This is a genomic window from Nocardiopsis sp. B62 (assembly GCF_018070675.1).
In the GTDB taxonomy this organism is placed as follows: Bacteria; Actinomycetota; Actinomycetes; order Streptosporangiales; family Streptosporangiaceae; genus Nocardiopsis; species Nocardiopsis prasina.
This window is the reverse complement of record NZ_JAGPXK010000002.1, coordinates 169,359-186,759: the sequence shown is the minus strand read 5'-3', so window position 1 is coordinate 186,759 and position 17,401 is coordinate 169,359. Positions and strand designations below refer to the sequence as shown.

The 17,401-nt window shown below is 71.5% G+C and carries 15 protein-coding genes; 4 read left to right on the top strand and 11 right to left on the bottom strand.

Going from position 1 to position 17,401, the window contains the following annotated elements:
* Window positions 1-47: 47 nt before the first annotated feature.
* From KBX21_RS02915 to KBX21_RS02885, 7 genes are all read right to left on the bottom strand, one after another.
* Window positions 48-1,028 carry an ABC transporter permease gene (locus KBX21_RS02915; protein WP_210840933.1) on the bottom strand — a complete coding sequence of 327 codons (981 nt, stop codon included), beginning with the start codon at window positions 1,026-1,028 and terminating at the stop codon, window positions 48-50.
* Window positions 1,025-2,041 (bottom strand): ABC transporter permease, encoded by a 1,017-nt coding sequence (locus KBX21_RS02910; RefSeq protein WP_210840932.1) that lies wholly within the window; start codon window positions 2,039-2,041, stop codon window positions 1,025-1,027. The genes KBX21_RS02915 and KBX21_RS02910 overlap by 4 nt, the downstream gene beginning before the upstream one ends.
* Complete coding sequence (locus KBX21_RS02905) at window positions 2,038-3,762, bottom strand: sugar ABC transporter ATP-binding protein (RefSeq protein WP_307869137.1); 1,725 nt, start codon at window positions 3,760-3,762, stop codon at window positions 2,038-2,040. Before KBX21_RS02905 ends, KBX21_RS02910 begins: the two co-directional genes overlap by 4 nt.
* Window positions 3,763-3,832: 70 nt before the next feature.
* Window positions 3,833-4,906, bottom strand: coding sequence for a substrate-binding domain-containing protein (locus KBX21_RS02900; protein WP_234004168.1), 1,074 nt, complete (start codon window positions 4,904-4,906; stop codon window positions 3,833-3,835).
* Window positions 4,907-5,154: 248 nt separating this feature from the next.
* Window positions 5,155-6,096, bottom strand: a complete 942-nt coding sequence (locus KBX21_RS02895) for an ArsA family ATPase (RefSeq protein ID WP_210840931.1) — start codon at window positions 6,094-6,096, stop codon at window positions 5,155-5,157.
* Window positions 6,087-6,368 carry a cory-CC-star protein gene (locus tag KBX21_RS02890; RefSeq protein WP_017542857.1) on the bottom strand — a complete coding sequence of 94 codons (282 nt, stop codon included), beginning with the start codon at window positions 6,366-6,368 and terminating at the stop codon, window positions 6,087-6,089. Before KBX21_RS02890 ends, KBX21_RS02895 begins: the two co-directional genes overlap by 10 nt.
* 4 nt (window positions 6,369-6,372) lie before the next feature.
* Window positions 6,373-8,145 carry a carbon starvation protein A gene (locus KBX21_RS02885; protein ID WP_210840930.1) on the bottom strand — a complete coding sequence of 591 codons (1,773 nt, stop codon included), beginning with the start codon at window positions 8,143-8,145 and terminating at the stop codon, window positions 6,373-6,375.
* A gap of 151 nt (window positions 8,146-8,296) precedes the next feature.
* Here KBX21_RS02885 and KBX21_RS02880 point away from each other — a divergent pair, with 151 nt between their 5' ends.
* The 3 genes from KBX21_RS02880 (at window position 8,297) to KBX21_RS02870 (ending at window position 12,602) form a co-directional block, all read left to right on the top strand.
* Complete coding sequence (locus tag KBX21_RS02880; RefSeq protein WP_210840929.1) at window positions 8,297-9,103, top strand: hypothetical protein; 807 nt, start codon at window positions 8,297-8,299, stop codon at window positions 9,101-9,103.
* A gap of 87 nt (window positions 9,104-9,190) precedes the next feature.
* Window positions 9,191-10,183: a small ribosomal subunit Rsm22 family protein gene (locus KBX21_RS02875; protein WP_210840928.1), complete on the top strand. Its 993-nt coding sequence runs from the start codon at window positions 9,191-9,193 to the stop codon at window positions 10,181-10,183.
* A 64-nt stretch (window positions 10,184-10,247) separates the two neighbouring features.
* The gene (locus KBX21_RS02870; RefSeq protein WP_210840927.1) at window positions 10,248-12,602 is read left to right on the top strand and encodes a WD40 repeat domain-containing serine/threonine protein kinase; all 2,355 of its coding nucleotides are present in this window, start codon (window positions 10,248-10,250) and stop codon (window positions 12,600-12,602) included.
* 21 nt (window positions 12,603-12,623) lie between these two features.
* Here the strand turns inward: KBX21_RS02870 and KBX21_RS02865 are convergent, their stop codons facing one another.
* Window positions 12,624-14,021: a CoA transferase gene (locus tag KBX21_RS02865; RefSeq protein WP_210840926.1), complete on the bottom strand. Its 1,398-nt coding sequence runs from the start codon at window positions 14,019-14,021 to the stop codon at window positions 12,624-12,626.
* Window positions 14,022-14,183: 162 nt separating this feature from the next.
* Here KBX21_RS02865 and KBX21_RS02860 point away from each other — a divergent pair, with 162 nt between their 5' ends.
* The gene (locus tag KBX21_RS02860; RefSeq protein ID WP_049576746.1) at window positions 14,184-15,035 is read left to right on the top strand and encodes an AraC family transcriptional regulator; all 852 of its coding nucleotides are present in this window, start codon (window positions 14,184-14,186) and stop codon (window positions 15,033-15,035) included.
* Here KBX21_RS02860 and KBX21_RS02855 read toward each other — a convergent pair.
* The 3 genes from KBX21_RS02855 to KBX21_RS02845 are packed head-to-tail and all read right to left on the bottom strand — an operon-like array spanning window position 15,010 to window position 17,321.
* The gene (locus KBX21_RS02855; RefSeq protein WP_049576736.1) at window positions 15,010-15,441 is read right to left on the bottom strand and encodes a DUF2000 domain-containing protein; all 432 of its coding nucleotides are present in this window, start codon (window positions 15,439-15,441) and stop codon (window positions 15,010-15,012) included. The genes KBX21_RS02860 and KBX21_RS02855 overlap by 26 nt on opposite strands.
* Before the next feature lie 45 nt (window positions 15,442-15,486).
* Window positions 15,487-16,128, bottom strand: a complete 642-nt coding sequence (locus KBX21_RS02850; RefSeq protein ID WP_210840925.1) for a TetR/AcrR family transcriptional regulator — start codon at window positions 16,126-16,128, stop codon at window positions 15,487-15,489.
* 29 nt (window positions 16,129-16,157) lie between these two features.
* Window positions 16,158-17,321, bottom strand: a complete 1,164-nt coding sequence (locus KBX21_RS02845; protein WP_210840924.1) for an acyl-CoA dehydrogenase family protein — start codon at window positions 17,319-17,321, stop codon at window positions 16,158-16,160.
* Window positions 17,322-17,401: the final 80 nt, after the last annotated feature.

Sequence of the window (17,401 nt, the reverse complement as noted above, 5' to 3'; positions counted from 1 at the left end):
TGGTGGCCGCGGCGGTGCGGGGGGGTGACCGCCACGGCCGTGGGGGGTCAGGCGCGCAGGTGTCTCTGACGGCCGTAGGCGGTGAGCACGACGATCAGAACCAGCCCGAAGAGGATCTGGCGCGGCGCGTCTCCCCACTCGCCGCCGCCGATCTGCATGGTGCGCAGCAGCGCGCTCAGAACGGTGAGCAGGATGGCGCCGACGATGGTGCCGAGGTAGCCGCCGACCCCTCCGATCAGCGCGGTCCCCCCGATCACGACGGCCGCGACGCTGTTGAGCATGTAGTCGGCGCCCAGGTTCGTGTAGACGTTCTGGGAGTAGCCGAGGAGCAGCAGTCCGCCAACCCCGGCGAACAGGGAGGACAGCACGTAGGCGCTGAACCGGATCGCGGAGGGGTTGACCCCGGACAGGTGGGCCGTGGTCCGGTTGGCGCCCACCGCGTAGAGCCGCCACCCGAACGCCGTGCGGCGCAGCAGCCAGATCACCACGACCGACAGCGCGAGCCACAGCCACAGGACCCCGGGGATGCCGAACACCGTGTCGCCGGTGACCAGCTGGTTGAGCAGGGGCGCCGCCGATCCCTCGGGGCGGCCGCCGGTGTAGAGCCGGATGAACCCGGCCACGACCGCGATCATGCCCAGGGTCATCACCAGGGGTGGCACCCGGAACAGCAGGACGCCGATCCCGTTGACCACCCCGATCAAGCAGGCCGAGCCCAGGGCCACCAGCACCGCGAAGAGGAAGCCGTCGTTGCTGCCGTCCATGAATCGGGAGGCGACGATCGCGGACAGGGTGGCCGCCGAGCCCACCGACAGGTCGATGCCCTCTCCCCCGGCGATGATCACCAGGGTCTGGCCGATCGCGATCACCCCGAGGAACGAGGCGACGGTCAGCGTGGTGACGATGTGGCCCCACGAGGCGAAGGCGGGCGAGTAGAAGCTGGCCACGACCCACAGCAGCAGGGTGACCACGCCGGAGATCACCACCGGATCCCTGGTCAGGCGGCGCGCGGTGAGGGTGGTGGTCATCTTCTGCCTCCTGATGCTCCGGACGCCGATCCCTCGCGGGCGGTGAGGAGCCCCGCGAGCGCGATCGCCGCGATGATGACGCAGCCGTAGACGAACTCACGGGCGTTGGTGGGGACACCGGCGAAGAAGACGAGCCCCTGGATGAGGGAGAGCACCACCGCGCCCACCAGCGCTCCGCCGACCCCGCCGGAGCCGCCCCGCAGTCGGGTGCCGCCGATGACGAGCGCGGCGATCGACCCGAGGGTGAGTTCGGTGCCCAGGGTGGGATCGCCCGCCCCGGCGTCGGCCAGCAGCGCCACCCCGGCGAGGGAGGCCACCATGCCGCCGAGGGTGTACGACAGCACGCGCACCCTCGAGACCGGGACGGCGGAGGTGTAGGCGGCCTCGGCGTTGCCGCCCACCGCGTACAGGTGTTGTCCGTAGCGGGTCCCCCGCAGCATCCGCCAGCTGAGGAAGAGGACCACGAGCAGCACGGCGGGGATCGGCACGTACATCGCCAGGACCATCCGGTAGGTCCCGGTGAGGAGCGGGGAGACCTGGCCGCCGGGGGACGGCAGCACGAGGAGGGCCAGCCCGCCGAACACCGAACTCGTGGCGAAGGTCGCCACGATGGGTTGCAGCCGCAGGACCGCCACCACGAGGCCGTTGAACAGGCCGCAGGCGGCGCCGGTGGCGAGCCCGGCGGCCAGGGCCAGCGGCAGGCGGGCGTCGTCCCCCTGCATGAGCACCACCGACACCGCCGAGGACAGCGTGACGATGGTGCCGATGGACAGGTCGATCCCGCCGCCGAGCACGATGATGGTCTGCGCGGCCGCGATGGTGGCCAGTGGCAGGAAGGTGGCGAAGCTGGCGCTGAGGCCGTAGGGCGAGAAGAACCCGGGTTGGAGGATCGCGGAGGCCGTCACCGTGATCAGCAGGAGGAGGCCCACGGCGAGGGCCGGCATGTGTACGGACATCACGGACCGCACCGGACCCGGCAGGTCCTGTGTTCCGGTGCCCCTCAGGAGGTTCATGCTCCGCCCTCCTCGGCGTGACGCGGTTCGGGACGCGGTTCGGGGTCGGGGAGTTCGGTCGTGTGGCCCTCGCGGGCGGCGGCGACGTCGGCACCGGTGACGTGCATGGCACTGGCGATCAGGGTGTCCTCGGTGAGCCGGTCACCGGCCACCTCGTCCACCACCCGCCCCTCGAACATCACCAGTACGCGGTCGCAGACCTCGACCAGTTCGCGGTCGTCGCTGGAGCCCACGATCACGGCCGCGCCGGACGCGGCCAGCTCGGCCACGACGTCGAACATCTCGGCCTTGGCACCGACGTCGATGCCCTTGGCCGGGTCGTCCATCAGCACCACGGCGGGTTCGGTGGGGAACCACTTGCCGACCACGATCTTCTGCTGGTTGCCGCCGGAGAGCGTGGAGACCGGGTCGTTCAGGGAGCCGTAGCGGGTGTTGACGCGTTCGGCCACCGCGCGGGCGGCCGCGACCTCGCGGCGCCTCGACAGGCCCACGCCCAGGAAGGCGCGGCGGCCCACCGAGGGCAGGGCGAGGTTCTCCAGGATGGGGCGGCCCAGGGCCAGGCCCTGGGTGCCCCGGTTGCCGGGTACGTAACAGAACCCGGCCCGGACGGCCTGCTTGGGCGAGCGGGCGCGCACCGGGGTTCCGTCCAGCAGCACGGTGCCGCCGGTCCGGCGGGCGGCGCCGAAGAGGGCGGCCATCAGTTCGGACTGCCCCTGCCCCTGGAGTCCGCCGAGCCCCAGCACCTCACCCGCGCGGACCTGCAGGGAGACCCCGTGGAGGCGGTCACCGGTCAGGTCCCGCACCTCCAGTCGCGGTGGAGCGGCGGGGTCGGTGTCCTGGTCCTTGGCGGCCGTTGCGGCCGGGGCGGTGGCGGTCCCCGAGGCGGGGGTCTCCACTGCGGGAGTCCCCGCTTCGGAGCTCTCCGCTGCGGGGGTCTTCGCTGCGGGGGTCCCCGACCCCCGGGTGCCCGACGGCGCGGCGCTCGGGCGACCCGACATCAGTTCCAGCAGTTCGGCCTCCGGGGTCCCGGCCACCGTCACCGTGGCCACGTCGGTCCCGTTGCGCATGACCGTGGCGCGGTCGCACACGGCGTAGATCTCCGCCAAGCGGTGGGTGATGAACAGGACCAGCACGCCGCGCGCACGGAGTTCGTCCACGACCTCGAAGAGCACCTCCACCTGGCCGCGACGCAGCGAGGCGGTCGCCTCGTCCAGCACGAGCACGCGGGGATCGCGGACCAGCGCCTTGCACACCTCGACGACCTGGCGCTCCCCGGGGTCGAGGTCGCTCACGCGTTCGCGGACCGGCACCCTGCCGCCGAAGGCCGGGGCGAACCGCTCCAACCACGGCAGGGACCTGGCCAGCGCGGCGCGGCGGTCGCGCAGCCCGAACCGGGAGGGCTCCACGCCCAGCACCAGGTTGTCCAGCACGGTGAAGTCCTCGACCAGCGACAGCTCCTGGTACACGGAGCTGATTCCGGCGGTCAGGGTGTCGCGGGGGCCGCGCGGACGGAGAGGTGCGCCGTCCAACCGCACCTGACCGGCGTCCGGGCCGACCACCCCGGTGAGCACCTTCAGGAGGGTCGACTTGCCCGAACCGTTGGGTCCGAGGACGGCGTGCACCGTCCCGGAGTCGGCCTCGAAGTCGGCACCGTCCAGCGCGGTGACCCCTCCGTAGCGTTTGCGCACACCGCTCATGCGCAGAAACGTCGGTGAGTCCACGAGTTCTCTCCCTGCTCCTGTCCGTTCGCGGCCTCCGCCACGGGTGGGTACGCCCGGCTCCCCGCGCGGACTACTCGAAGTAGGCGTCGGCCTCCTCCGGCGTGAGCGCGTGGTCCACGGCGTAGGCGTCGTTCTCGTCGGAGACCTCGGCGAAGCGCTCGTCGAAGGTGTCGTCGGTGATGGTCTCCGGGATGGGCAGCCAGGCGTTGTTGCCGTCGAGGCCGTCGGAGGTGAACTCCTCGCCCTGGAGCATCCGGATCACCACGTGCAGGGCCGACACCGAGACCGACGGCGGGTTGGGCACGCCGATGCTGGTGTAGTCGCCCTCCGAGCGCAGGGCGTCCCACTCGCGCATGTAGCCCACGCGCGCCTCACCGGTCATGACGACGTCGTCCACGAGGCCCTCGGCCTGCAACGCGCGGAAGGCGCCGAGCGCCATGCCGTCCTGGACGAACACGCCGTCGACGTCGGGGTTGCTGGCCAGCAGGTCGCGGGTGACGGTCTGGCCCTGGTTCTGGTCCCACTCGGCGTAGTCGTTGGCGACGACCTCGACCCCGGCGGCGTCGAAGACCTCGCTCGCCCCGGACCAGCGGTCCTCGTTGGCGGGGTGGCCGTCGATGCCGTTGACCGCGATGATCCGGCCGCCCTCGCCGACCTCGTCGGCCAGCCACTGGGCGGAGAGGGAGGCCCACTCCGCCTGGTCGATGACCACGTTGACGACGTTCTCGGACTCCACCGCCTGGTCGATGGCGACGATCTGGATGCCCTGTTCGGCGGCCTCGGCGAACACCTGGTCCAGCGCGGTGGGCGAGTTCGGGTTGACGATGATCGCGTCGACGTCCGAACGGATGAGGTTGCGGATCTGCTGGATCTGGCCGTTGATGTCGACGTCGGCGCTCTCCACGACGAGCTGGTCGACGATCCCCTCGGCCTCGTACTCGCCGAAGGCGGTCTCCAGCTCGGACAGCATCTGCTCGCGCCACTCGCTGCCGATGAAGCCGTTGCTGACCCCGATCGTGAACGGGCCCTCGGCCTCGCCCGATCCGCCGCCGCTCTCGGGGGTGCTGCACGCCGTGGCCAGCAGCGTTCCGGCCACGGCGACGGCGCCCAGCGCCATCGAGCCGCGCCAACGTCGCCCAAGCATGTTGCGATGCATCGTCGAACCCATCGGGGGGACCTCCATCCTGTGAGCTGAGTCACGAATCTACGCATCCTTGTGGCGACCGTCAATAACCTTTTTGATGGCAATCGACAAAAGTCTGCGATGATCCGATCTCTGTTAGCGCAAAAGGACGGAGCGTGGCCGGGAACCCGGGGAGGTTCCTGGGAAACGGAGGACGCCCCCGGCGTTGCCGGGGGCGTCAGGGTCGGGGTCAGGCGGCGGAGTGCTGGTCAGCCCAGCCTGGCGACGAGGGCGCGCAGGGCCTCGGTGCCGATGGGCTCCGAGGCGCTCAGGGGCAGCTCCACCGTGCCGTGCGCGGCGAAGCGGTCCCGGACGGCGCCCAGGACCTCGGGGTCCGCGTCCTCCGGGACCTGGTTGACGATCACGCGGCCCAGCCGGAAGCCCGTCCGCACGAGCTGGGCCGCGGCACGGTCCGTCTCGGCCAGCACCATGCGGCGCGGCACCAGGACGAGCCGGACCTGCGCGTCCTCACGCAGGCGCGCGGCGGCCCGTTCCAGCTTGCGGCGGCGGGCGTGCAGCTTCTCCAAGAGGGGATCGTCCGGGGCGCCGTCGCCATCGCCGCCCACCACTCCCACAGCGAATCGATCGGCGTCCACAGCCCGCTCACGCTGGCGCACCAGCCCCTGGACCCACGGGGTGAGCAGTTCGGGCAGGTCGAGCAGGCGCAGCAGGTGGCCGGTGGGGGCGCTGTCCACCACGAGGCGGTCCCACGTGCCGGGCACCTCCTCCATGGCGTCCATCAGCAGGTCGGCCAGGGCCGACTCCGCCATGCCCGGACCGGCGGCCGCGTGGTCCAGGTGGCGGGTGACGGCGGGCAGGATCTCCCGGGGCAGGGCCGCGCTGGCGTCGTCCCCGATCCTCCTGACCCTGCGGCGCAGTGCGGCGTCCGCGTCGGGTTCGCGGGCCCACAGGTTCTCGCTGACCCGCACCGGGCGGTCGCCCAGGGCGAGGTCCAGCGCGTCGCCCAGCGAGTGCGCGGGGTCGGTGGACACCAGGAGGGTGCGCAGCCCGGCGTCGGCCAGGCCCAGCGCGTGCGCTGCGGCCATGGTGGTCTTGCCGACCCCGCCCTTGCCGCCGAAGAAGACGATGGGGGCCTCCGAGGGTTCGGAGGCCACTCGCTCACGGCGTTCTCGGCCGAACCTCAACAGCACACCCCCGGTCCGCCCAGATCGTCCCGCCCCATGCGCTGGTGCCACTCGTGCAGGTCGGCCACCATGTACGGGATGAGGTCGAGGGTCTCATAGGAGACGGGCCCCTCCACTCCCAGGGTCTCGAGGAGGAGAAGGGCCCGCAGGGTGTCCTCCTGGGTGCGCGCCTCCCTGCGCAGTTCCTGACGCCAGCGCGAGGCGAAGACCTCGTCGTGGAAGGCCTCCAGCCGTTTCCAGGCGTCACGTACGCGGGAGAGCGCACCCGTCGGGTCCACGTTGTTACTTCTCCTTCACGTCGGGGGCGGTGTCCTCGGACGGGGCCGCCCCGGTGTCGTCGGCCTCGGGGAGCTCGCCGGCCCGGCGGGCGGCGAAGGCCTTGCGCAGGGCGAGACCGGCCTCGACGACCAGCCAGATCGCCAGAGCGAAGATGACGAAGTCCAGCGGGGCCAGCAGGAACAGATCGATCAGCGAGTCCGACTTCAGGAACGCGACCAGGTTGACGATCAGCGCCCACGAGGTCATCACCAGCAGGAAGAGCAGCGGGATGAGGATCGCCAGCGGGTTGCGCCCGCGCTTGGTCACCCACACCGCGATCACCGCGAGCGCGAGCCCTGCGGTGAGCTGGTTGGTGGTACCGAACAGCTGCCACAGGGTGCCGAAGGCGAAGTCGCCCGGGATGAGGGCCAGGCACAGCGGGACGATCGAGGCGACCAGGGTGGCCGCGGTGAGGTTGCGCGCCAGCGGACGGAAGCGGATGATCTCGGCGATCTCCTGGACGATGTAGCGCTGGAGGCGCACACCGGTGTCCATGGTGGTGGCGGCGAAGCTGACCACCACGACCACCGCGAAGATGACGCCGATCTCCAGCGGGACGCCGATGTTGTTGGCGAACTGGCCGACACCCTCGACGAAGTTGCCGGTGGCACCGGCGGACGCGGAACCGAAGTCGCTGTAGAGCCCGCGCCAGTCCGCCAGCGGCGAGGCCGAGGCGGCGACGACACCGGCGGTGCAGGCCAGGATCGAGCAGACCGCGAGCGTGCCCTCACCGGCCGCGCCCAGGTAACCGACCATCCGGGAGTCGGTCTCCTTGTCGATCTGCTTGGCCGTGGTCCCCGACGCCACGAGGCTGTGGAAACCGGAGATGGCGCCGCAGGCGATGGTGACGAACAGCAGCGGGAACCAGGGCGGGGAGCCCGCGGGGATGTCGCTGTTGATGACCGGGGCGACGATCGTGTCCCAGCCGACGATCACACCGAGGCCGATGACCACGAAGGCCAGCATCATCTGGTGCAGGTTGATGTAGTCGCGCGGCTGGAGCAGCATCCACACCGGGATGCGGGAGGCCACGAACGCGTACACGAACAGCAGGATGACCCACACCGTGTTGGGGGTCATCCCCATGGCCTCGGAGACACCGGTGATGTCGATCGGGAACATCACGCCGAGCGGGATGCACACGTAGACCAGGGCCAGCGCGATGATCGACGGCACCAGTGCGGCGGTGCGTCTCTTGTAGACGATCTGGCCGACCGCGATCGCCAGCGGGATCTCGATCAGCACCGGCAGGACTGCCGCCGGGTAGTTCACGAACAGGTTCGAGATGACCACCGCGAACACCGCGTTCACCATGGTCAGCAGGAAGAAGATGATCACCAGGAAGAGCGTGCGGGAACGCTTGCTGATGACCTCGCCCGCGAGGGTGCCGATGCTGCGGGCCTTGTGCCGGACCGACACCACCAGGGCGCCGAAGTCGTGCACACCCGCCGCGAAGACGGTGCCGAGCAGGATCCACGCGAGCGCGGGGCCCCAGCCCCAGAAGACCGCGACGGCCGGACCGACGATGGGCGCGGCACCCGCCACCGAGATGAAGTGGTGGCTGAAAACGATGTGACGATTCGTCGGAACGAAATCGACGCCGTCCTTGTAGGTGTGCGCCGGGGTGATGTACCCGGGGTCGAGCGCGTACACCTTCTCTGCCAAATATCGCGAATAGTAACGGTAGCCAACGGCAAACACCGCCACCGACGCGAGTAGGACTAGGGCTGCGGGCATGGCCGAGGCCTACCTTTCACGCTCCGGGTCCAAGTCGTCACCGCGTCCCCTCTGTCCGTGCTCGTCACCTGGGGGGTCGCGGCCGATTCGGAGTATGGGTTAAAGTCACCAGAAATTAACATGCGGCATTCCTCACATATAAGGCCTGACCTTGACTGACCTGATCACGGTTTGGCAGCGATCCACCGTCGCCGAACTCTCCTGGACCACGTCTTCCGGCCCTTCGGGTATTCCCGTGGTTCCACTCATGTGGCGTGACACCCCGTGTGTCGCCCTTCCCTACTCGATGGCCGGGACCGCCCTCTCGCTCTGGGGCCGGACCGCCGCCTTCAGCGTGAGCGCGCAGGACGCGGGCGGACGTTCGGCCGTGGTGGGGACCGGCCCGGTCGAGGTGGTCGAGGACCTCGACGGCTCCGAGTTCGTGGAGCACCTGGTGGAACAGGAGGCGATCAAGCACCCGCCCACACGGCTGCGCGCGGACAGCCTGATCGCGCGCCGGGAGAACTGGTGGTGGGTGCCGCGCCTGATCGTCTCCCTGACCTCGGTCGAGGAGCAGCACGAACTGCACCCCCGCACCCGCGCCGAGGACGCCCTGCTGGTGCGCGACCGCTCGGGCCGCCCTGAGGTCGAGGTGGTCACGGCCAAGGAGTGGTCCAGCAGCGGCGGCGTCACCCTGTGGGCGCGTGGCGGCGCCCCTCTGGAGGGAAGCGGCGAACCCGCCTTCGTGTTCGCGCACCAGTACAGCCCGGACTTCGAACGGTGGGAGCGGTGGTCCCGGAGCGGCCTGCTCACCGGCGATTCCCTTGACGTCACCGACGCTGAGGGCGCCCCCATGGGGGATGCCCCCTCCGGCCCCCTCAGCCCCTACGGCCTGCTGGACCGCCTCTCCAACCACCGTTCCCTGGCCCGCACCTGCCGCTCCGCCATCGCCCAGGCCGAGTCCCGACGAGCCACCTGACCCTTGGGCCGCGCTCCGCTCACCGCCCGGTCCGGGTGGGGGCGGCGCATAGAATTCCCCGGTACCGCCGGACGAGAAGAAACGCGCATGGGGAATCTGAACAGCGAACTCTTCGCGGCGATCGACAGTGTCGCCAGCGGGGCCAACGAACACGCGCTGGCCACGTCGGTCCAGGAACTCATGAAGAAGTACCGGGGCAGGGTCGACCCCCAGGACCTGGTCCTGGCCTCGGACACCGACGTCGTCGCCTACGCCGCCTATCGGCTCCCCGCCACCTTCACCGCCGCGGAGGCCGCCTTCGAGACCGCCGCCGCCTCGATGCCGGGGTTCTCCCCCGCCACCCACCTGGACGTCGGCGGCGGCATGGGCGCCGCCGTGTGGGCCGCCTCCTCCGCCTGGCCGTCCCTGCGCTCCACCACCGTGCTGGAGCAGTCGGCCCCCGCCATCAGCCTGGGCAGGCGGATCGCCCGCAGGTCCACGGCTCCGGCGGTCAGCGGCTCGGAGTGGGAACGCTTCCGGCTCACCGGCGCGGTCCCGGACGGCCCGCGCGTGGACCTGGCCACCATGTCGTACGTGCTCAACGAGCTCACCCCGCAGGTCCAGGAGGAGGTCGTGCGCTCCCTGGCCAAGCGGGCCAGGACGGTCGTGCTGATCGAACCCGGCACCCCCGAGGGGTACGCACGCGTCATCTCAGCCCGAACGCACCTGCTGGCGGAGGGGATGACCGTGGCCGCGCCCTGCCCCCACAGTGGAGCCTGCCCCATCGCTCCCGGCGACGACTGGTGCCACTTCTCCGAGCGGCTCAACCGCTCCGGCATCCAGCGCAGGCTCAAGTTCGGCACGCTGGGGTTCGAGGACGAGAAGTTCTCGTTCGTGGCCGCCACCAGCGACCCTGTGGACCGCCCCGCCAACCGCGTCCTGCGCCACCCCCAAAAGCGCAAGGGCCTGGTCTCGCTGAGCCTGTGCACCTCCGGCCCCGGGATCGAGGAACGGGTGGTGTCCAAGCGCCAGGGGCAGACCTACCGCGCGGCCCGCAAGGCCGAGTGGGGCGACGCCTGGCCGGAGGACCCCGGCCGCTGACTGTGCCCGGGGGCGCGTCCGTTACGCTGCGGCGAGCGCCCCCCGAGTCTGGAATCGAAGCCCTGTGGAACCGCTGCACACCGACGACCCCCGAGAGCTCGGACACTTCCGACTGCTCCGACGCGTGGGCGAGGGCGGCATGGGCGTCGTGTTCCTCGCGGTCTCCGGGGACGACCTCGCCGCGGTGAAGGTCATCCGCCCCGAGTACGCCGGGGATGACGAGTTCCGCGCGCGCTTCGCCAGCGAGGTCGACCTCGCCCAACGGGTCCGCGGCCCCTACACCGCCCGGGTCCTGTCCGCCGACACCGACGGCCCGCGCCCCTGGCTGGCCACCGAGTACGTCCCCGGGCCCTCCCTGCACGACGCGGTGCGCGACAGCGGCCCCTTCCCCGAGGACTCACTGCGGGCCCTGGCGGCGGGCCTGGCCGAGGCCCTGGCCGCCATCCACGGCGTGGGGCTGATCCACCGCGACCTCAAGCCGAGCAACGTCCTTCTCTCCCCGCGCGGCCCGCAGGTGATCGACTTCGGGATCGCCCGCGCCGCCGACGCCACCCAGCTCACCCGCACCGGGCAGACCCTGGGCACCCCCGCGTACATGTCACCGGAGCAGGCCGTGGGGTCGGTCGTCGACTCCCGGAGCGACCTGTTCTCGTTCGGTGGGGTGCTGCTGTTCACCGCCACCGGCCGCCAGCCCTTCGGCACGGGCAACGCACCCGCGCAGCTGTACCGGGTGGTCAACGAGGAACCGGACCTGACCGGGGTGCCGGACGCCCTGCGGCCACTGGTCACGGCGTGTCTGGCCAAGGACCCCGGCGACCGGCCGAAGCTGGGCACCGTCCTGGCCGAACTGGCCGGGGCGGCGCTGCCTCGGGGCGACGAGGACCTCACAGAGTGGTTGCCCGAGGCGGTCGCCACCAGGGTCCTGCGCACCATCGCCGACACCAGGATCGTCCCGACCCTGGCCGTGACCGGCGAGCTGGCCGCGCAGGAGGCCCCGGCGGTCGTCCCCACGGTCGAAGCCTCCGGAGAGGTCCCGGAGGCGGATTCCGCCGAGGAACCCAGGGAGTCCCGGGCCGAGGGCGCCGACTCGGCACCGGATCAGCCGGAGGCGCCCGAACCGGAGCCCGAGCCGGACGAACCCGGGAAGGGCGTCGCGGAAGCCACACGGAGGAGCGTGGCGGGCAGCGCTGGGGCCCCCGCCTCGCCTGCGAACACCGCCGAGCAGGTGCCGTCCCCGGAGGAGCCCGGCTCGTGGGGACCCTGGAAGGTCGGCGCCGCAGCCGTTGTCGCGGTCGCCGTCGTGGCGTTGGTCGTCAACAGTGCGGAGCAGAGCGCGCCACGGGACTCAACCCCGGGGAGCGTCCAGACGGGTGAGTCCAGCCCCACTCCCACCCCCACCCCGACACCGAGCCGTACGCCCAGCGAGTCGAGCACGGGGCACAGCAACCTGCGGGATGTCGTCCACCTTGGCGGGACCGACCGTTTCGCCACGCTGTCCACGGCGGGCGTGAACGTCTTCGAGGCGGACGAGCCTCGTGCGGTCGAGCGGCTCACCAACACCAATGAGAACTTCACTTTCAGCTACTCACGGTTGGCGACCACCCCCGACGGTTCCTTCCTGGCCAGCAAGGCGGTGAAGTCCGCCAACGACGGGGTGGCCGCGATCCACGTGTGGGATCTGGAGGGCTCCGAGCGTCACGTGGTCGATCTGCCCAGGGCCGGCGACGACGGCTTCTTCTGCCTCTCCCCGGACGGGTCGACCCTGTACTTCGGCGAGCACGCCAGCGGCACGGTGACCGCCTACCGCGTGGAAGACGGCGAGGAGCTCTACAGCGTGGACGTCCCCGAGGGCGCCGACTCCCGCTGGCCGGGGTCGATCCTCGACCTGGGGACCTCCCCCGAGGGCGACCTGCTGGTCGCCGCCCTGGACAACGGCGTCGCGGTGTGGGACGCCGTCACGGGAGAACCGCACCCCTCGGTCCCGGAGCTGCGGGAGGCATCCGATGAGTTCGGTGACGCCACGGAGATCAGCGGCGGGTTCGTCGTGTCCGGCACGGGCGAAGGAGTGGCGCTGTGGGATCTGCGCTCCGAGGAGGACCCCACGACGTTCCGACTACCCCGCGACCTCCGGAACACGGAGGCCAGAGTGAGGCAGGTGTCCGTGGGCGACGGCGGGAACCTCATCCTCGCCTCGGGCCACGACGCCGGTCGAAGCAGCAGCTTCCTCGTCGCCTGGGACGCGGAGGGCGAGGTCGTGGCGCAGGGCGACTCAGAGCTGGAGTACGTTGCCCTCTCCGCGTTCCCGGACGACGACCGCGTCCTCGTCTCCACCTTCCCCTTGGAGGGTTCGGGGGATCGGATCGTGTTCCTGGACGGGGACCTCGAGCCCGTGGAGGAGTTCACGGTCCCGAACCGCTGACCCGCCGCACCGCTCACCGGATCAGAGCCAGACCGCCGGGTCGCCGCCCCACCGGGTGGACGCGTGGGCCCAGTTCGTGGGCCCTCCCTCGTAGGAGACCGGCGGGAGCGCGTGGCGCAGCCTGCCGTAGGCGGACGCGGACTCGGTGAGCCAGTCTGCGGGATCGTACCCGCCGCCCTCCACCGGCTCCGGGGCGATGTCGTTCATCAGCCACGCGGCGGTACCCGCCAGAGAGAACCGCAGGTGCCTCCCCCGACCGTCCCCCTGCCGTTCGGTGAGGGCCCGCAGCACTCCGGCGGCCAGCAGGTAACCCGTGCCGTGGTCCAGTGCCTGGGCGGGCAGCGCCCCCGGGCGCCCCTCGGGACCGGCCTCGATCGCCGCGATCCCGCTCGCCGCCTGGACCAGGCTGTCGAACCCCCTCCGGTCAGCCCAAGGCCCCGACCATCCCCAGGCACACAGCTGGGCGACGACCAGCCCGGGACGGCGGGCGATCAGCTCCTCCGCCACCAGACCGTGGCGGTCGAGCCCGCCCGGCCGGTATCCGGTCACCACCGCGTCGGCGGAGTCCAACAGCGTCTCGAAGGAGCTCCGGCCCTCGGCCGTGCCCAGGTCCAGCAGGGTGGAGCGCTTACCCATCCCGGTGTCGGTGTGGCTGTCGGGGTCCTCCTCCAGGCCCGGGGAGTCCACCCGCAGCACGTCGGCGCCCAGCAGCGCGAGGGTGCGGGTGGCGACCGGCCCGGCGATGACCCGGGTCAGGTCCAGCACGCGCACCCCGCTGGCGGGCAGCTCCGCCCGGGCCAGGCGGCGCCCACCCGCCGAGCCCGCGGCCCCGACCTCTGCCAGTGGGAGCCCTGCCGCTCGGAATCCCCCCGGGGCCCCGGGTACCCCGTCCTCTCCGGGCGCGGGTGCCGCGGCGACCGCCAGGCCGCCCTCGGCGTACACCCTCTCCTGGATGTCGTGGGCGGGCAGCGAGGCCAACCTCTCGGCGAGCCCCTCCGGCCCGGTGCCCGGGTCCAGCCCCAGCGCGGCCAGCAGCCGGGCGCGGTGGTGGGGGTAGTTCGCGTGGGTGCGTACCCAGCCGTCCGCCGCCTGCCAGAAGCCGGAGAGCGGGGCGAAGGGGGTCAGCGCACGGCCGTCCACCAACAGGTGGCGTTCGCTGACGAAGGAGGTGGCCACGGCGCCCTCGTCGACGTTCACCCGGGGGACCGGCCCGCCGTTGCGCGCCGCCAGCAGTTCGGCGGCGGCCAACGAGCACGCCCCCACGGTGGCCCGCGCCAGTTCACGCACGGGCAGCACGGCGGGAAGCACGTCCCCCACACCACGGTGGGAGACCCGTTCCGTCAGGTCCGGTTCGCCTCCGATCGCCCGCCACGCCTGTGCCGTCGCCCTGTCCGGTGCACCACTGGGGTTGGTCGTCATGGCGCCATTGTGCCCATCCGGTCCCGGAGTTCCGATGCTCGCCCCGCCCTCGGGCGCGACTCCAGCGCCCTGGATCTCGCTCGGGGCGCACGAGGTTCGTGTGTCGGAGCACACCCGGGCTCACCGCCCTGGCCTCGGGGACGAGCCGCGTAGGCTGCGGTAATGGACGGCCACGCGGACACAGTGGTCCTCAGACCGGGGATCGACGGCATCGCCGAGGTGTTCCACACCCACCTGCGCCAACACGCCTACCCGATGCACACGCACCGGTCCTGGACGCTGCTCATCCTCGACTCCGGAGCCGTCCGCTACGACCTGGGCCGCCACGAGCACGGTGCGCTCGACCGCACGGTGACCCTGCTGCCGCCGCAGGTCCCGCACAACGGCACCCCCACCACCGCGCAGGGGCTGCGCAAACGGGTGCTGTACCTGGAGCCGGAGCAGATCGACCCGGAGCTGGTCGGCCGGGCGGTGGACCATCCGATGTTCGACGACCCCCTCCTGCGTCACCGCATCCACCAACTGCACGGTGCGCTGTTCCGGCAGGGGGACCTCCTGGAGGCGGAGAGTCGGCTCGAACTCGTCTCCGAGCGACTCCGTCAGCACCTGCGCGGCACGGTGGGGTCCGCCACGACCGCCGACGACCCCGGCCTGGCCGACCAGCTGCGCGACCTCCTGGACTCGCGCACCGTGGAGGGGGTGCCACTGGCCGAGGCCGCCGGTCTCCTGCACGCCCACCCCGCCCACCTCACCCGGGTGTTCACCAGGCGGTTCGGCATGCCTCCGCACCAGTACCTGGTGGGGCGGCGCGTGGACCTGGCCCGGAGACTGATCCTCGAAGGGGGGTCACCCGCGCACGCGGCGTCCGCCTCGGGCTTCTACGACCAGGCCCACCTGAACCGCCACTTCAGGCGGGTGCTCGGCCTGCCTCCCGGCCGCTACGCCCGTGCGCTGCGCCAGGGTTCCCCGCAGCGACACCGGCCCCGCGTCAGCGGTGCATCCGCGCGCCCTTGACGATCCTGTCCACCCCGTTCCTGGGGCCGTGGACCGCCAGACCCACCAGGTCCAGGGAGTCCCGGCCGACCGCGCGGACGGCGGCCCGGTTGTCCCGGTCGTTGCCGGTGGCGAACAGGTCGGAGGTGAACACCGCGACGTCGGCCTCCCGGGACACCGCCCGGCCGTGTGCCCTGGTCAGCGTCTCCTTGTCCGCCTCGAACACCATGACGGGCTGGCGGAACATCGGCAGGTAGGCAGTACCGTCGGCGTCCTCGTAGGGCTGGCCGACCAGCTCCGGGACTCGACTTCCCAACCCGCTGACCAGGAATGACGTGACGTTGAGCCGTTGCCAGACGGCCAGGTCGTCACGGAGCAGGACGGCGATCTTGGTGTCGAAGCGCACTGGGGCGTCTGTGGTCTCCATGCGCCCATCCTCGCCAGCGCCACCGCCCGGGGTCTTGTACGTTCCTCACCGGTCTCCGAGGTCCGGGGGCTCGTACTCCAGTCCGATGCCGCGCGCCCAGAGGCGGGTGGCGGTCTCCACCACGACGTCGGGGTCGTGCTCCTCCCCGTAGAGGAACAGCATCCGTGCGGTGTGCTCCACCATGCCGCCGAGCATGCTCGCGGTGGCCTCCACGTCGATGTCGGTCGAGGCCAGTCCCTCCTCCTGGAGACGGCGGGTCCCCGTGCTGATGCGCTCGACGAAGAGCCCTCGGATCTCCAGGAAGAGGGTCCGAAAGACCGGGTGGCGCGGCGATATCTGCTCGATGACCTGCATGATCCGCGCGTTGTCCCGGTAGGCGGTCAGGAAGCGGCCGGTGGCGTGCCTGATCCGCTCCACGGGGCCGGTGCCCGGGGGCGCGGCGGAGCGGGCGGCGTCGAACATCTCCCCGGCCACCCCCTTGGCGACCTCGTGGAAGACCTCGTCCTTGGAGTCGAAGTACGTGTAGAAGCTCCCGTAGGCGATCCCGGCGCGGCCGGTGATCTGGGCGATCCTGGTCTCCTCGAACCCGCGCTCCTCGAACTCCTCACGGGCCGCCTGAACGAGGGCGCCCCGCTTGCGCCGTCCGCGTTCCGTGGGCGGTCGCCCGGTCAGCGTCTGTTTTCCCACTGGTACCCCTCGTCCCCAGGTCCCCTTGGTCACCGCAGGGGAAGGAACTTCGCGATGACCTCGTTCATGATCTCGTAGGTGCCGCCGCCGATGCTGAACACCCGGGCGTCCCTGTAATGGCGCTCCACCTCGGTGCCGCGCATGAACCCCATGCCCCCGTGCAGCTGGACGGCGTTGTCCACCACGTAGTCCATGGCCTCGGTCGCGGTGTTCTTGGCCATGGCCACCTCGGCGATGAGTGGTTCGCCGTCCTGGAGCCGCTCCGCGATCCCCCGCACGTAGGCGGTGGCGACCTCGGTCCGGCGGTGCATCTCCACCAGGCGGTGGCGCAGGACCTGTCGGCGGGACAGCGGACCGCCGAAGGCCTCGCGTTCGCGCACCCACGCCACCGACAGGTCCACGCAACGGCGCGCGATGGCGCAGGCCTGCACGGACAGGCCGATCCTCTCGCTGGCGAACTGGCGCATGATCTGGACGAAGCCCTGGTCCACGCCGCCGACGAGGTGGTCGTCGGGAACCCGGACGTCCGTGAAGGAGAGTTCGGCGGTGTCCGAGGACCGCCAGCCCATCTTGTCCAGCTTGCGAGCCGCGGTGAAGCCGGGGGTGTCCCGGTCCACGACGAACAGCGAGATCCCCTCGTGCCCGGTGCCGGAGGTGCGGGCGGCCACGGTCACGAAGTCGGCCCGGTACCCGGAGGTGATGAAGGTCTTCGCCCCGTTGAGCACCCAAGCGTCGCCGTCTCGGACCGCGCGCGTGCGCAGGTGGGCCACGTCGGAACCGGCGTCGGGTTCGGTGATCCCGAGTGAGCAGACGAGATCCCCGGCCAGGGCGGGTCGGACGTAGTCGCGCACCAGGTGTTCGCGGCCGTCCGCGACCAGGGCGGGCAGAGCGATGGTGTGGGTGAACAGCGAGGCCAGGACCCCGGTGGGCACCCCGGCCAGGACCGCCTCCTCGGAGACGACCAGCTGGTCGATCATCTCCCCCTCACCGCCCACGGACGCGGGCTGGCCGAGTCCGAGCAGCCCGAGCCGTCCCGCCGCCCGGTGCAGGTCGCGGGGCAGTTCGCCCTCGTCCTCCCACTGTTCGACGTGGGGAAGGATCTCCTTCGCCGCGAAGGTCCGCACGGCCTCCCGGAGCGCGGCGCGTTCGGGTGTGTTCCAGCGGTCGGTCCGTGGGGAGTCGGTCGCGGTCATGTACGCACACTCGCATCCGTGTCGCGGGGGTTCCGGCCGGATTCCTGGGAGATCCAGCTCACACTTTGTTATGGTGCGCG

Excerpts from the sequence above, each read along its gene's own strand:
- KBX21_RS02915 (WP_210840933.1), bottom strand. The coding sequence starts at position 1,028 with ATGACCACCACCCTCACCGCGCGCCGCCTGACCAGGGATCCGGTGGTG.
- KBX21_RS02910 (WP_210840932.1), bottom strand. The coding sequence starts at position 2,041 with ATGAACCTCCTGAGGGGCACCGGAACACAGGACCTGCCGGGTCCGGTG.
- KBX21_RS02900 (WP_234004168.1), bottom strand. The coding sequence starts at position 4,906 with ATGCTTGGGCGACGTTGGCGCGGCTCGATGGCGCTGGGCGCCGTCGCC.
- KBX21_RS02885 (WP_210840930.1), bottom strand. The coding sequence starts at position 8,145 with ATGCCCGCAGCCCTAGTCCTACTCGCGTCGGTGGCGGTGTTTGCCGTT.
- KBX21_RS02875 (WP_210840928.1), top strand. The coding sequence starts at position 9,191 with ATGGGGAATCTGAACAGCGAACTCTTCGCGGCGATCGACAGTGTCGCC.
- KBX21_RS02865 (WP_210840926.1), bottom strand. The coding sequence starts at position 14,021 with ATGACGACCAACCCCAGTGGTGCACCGGACAGGGCGACGGCACAGGCG.
- KBX21_RS02860 (WP_049576746.1), top strand. The coding sequence starts at position 14,184 with ATGGACGGCCACGCGGACACAGTGGTCCTCAGACCGGGGATCGACGGC.
- KBX21_RS02855 (WP_049576736.1), bottom strand. The coding sequence starts at position 15,441 with ATGGAGACCACAGACGCCCCAGTGCGCTTCGACACCAAGATCGCCGTC.
- KBX21_RS02845 (WP_210840924.1), bottom strand. The coding sequence starts at position 17,321 with ATGACCGCGACCGACTCCCCACGGACCGACCGCTGGAACACACCCGAA.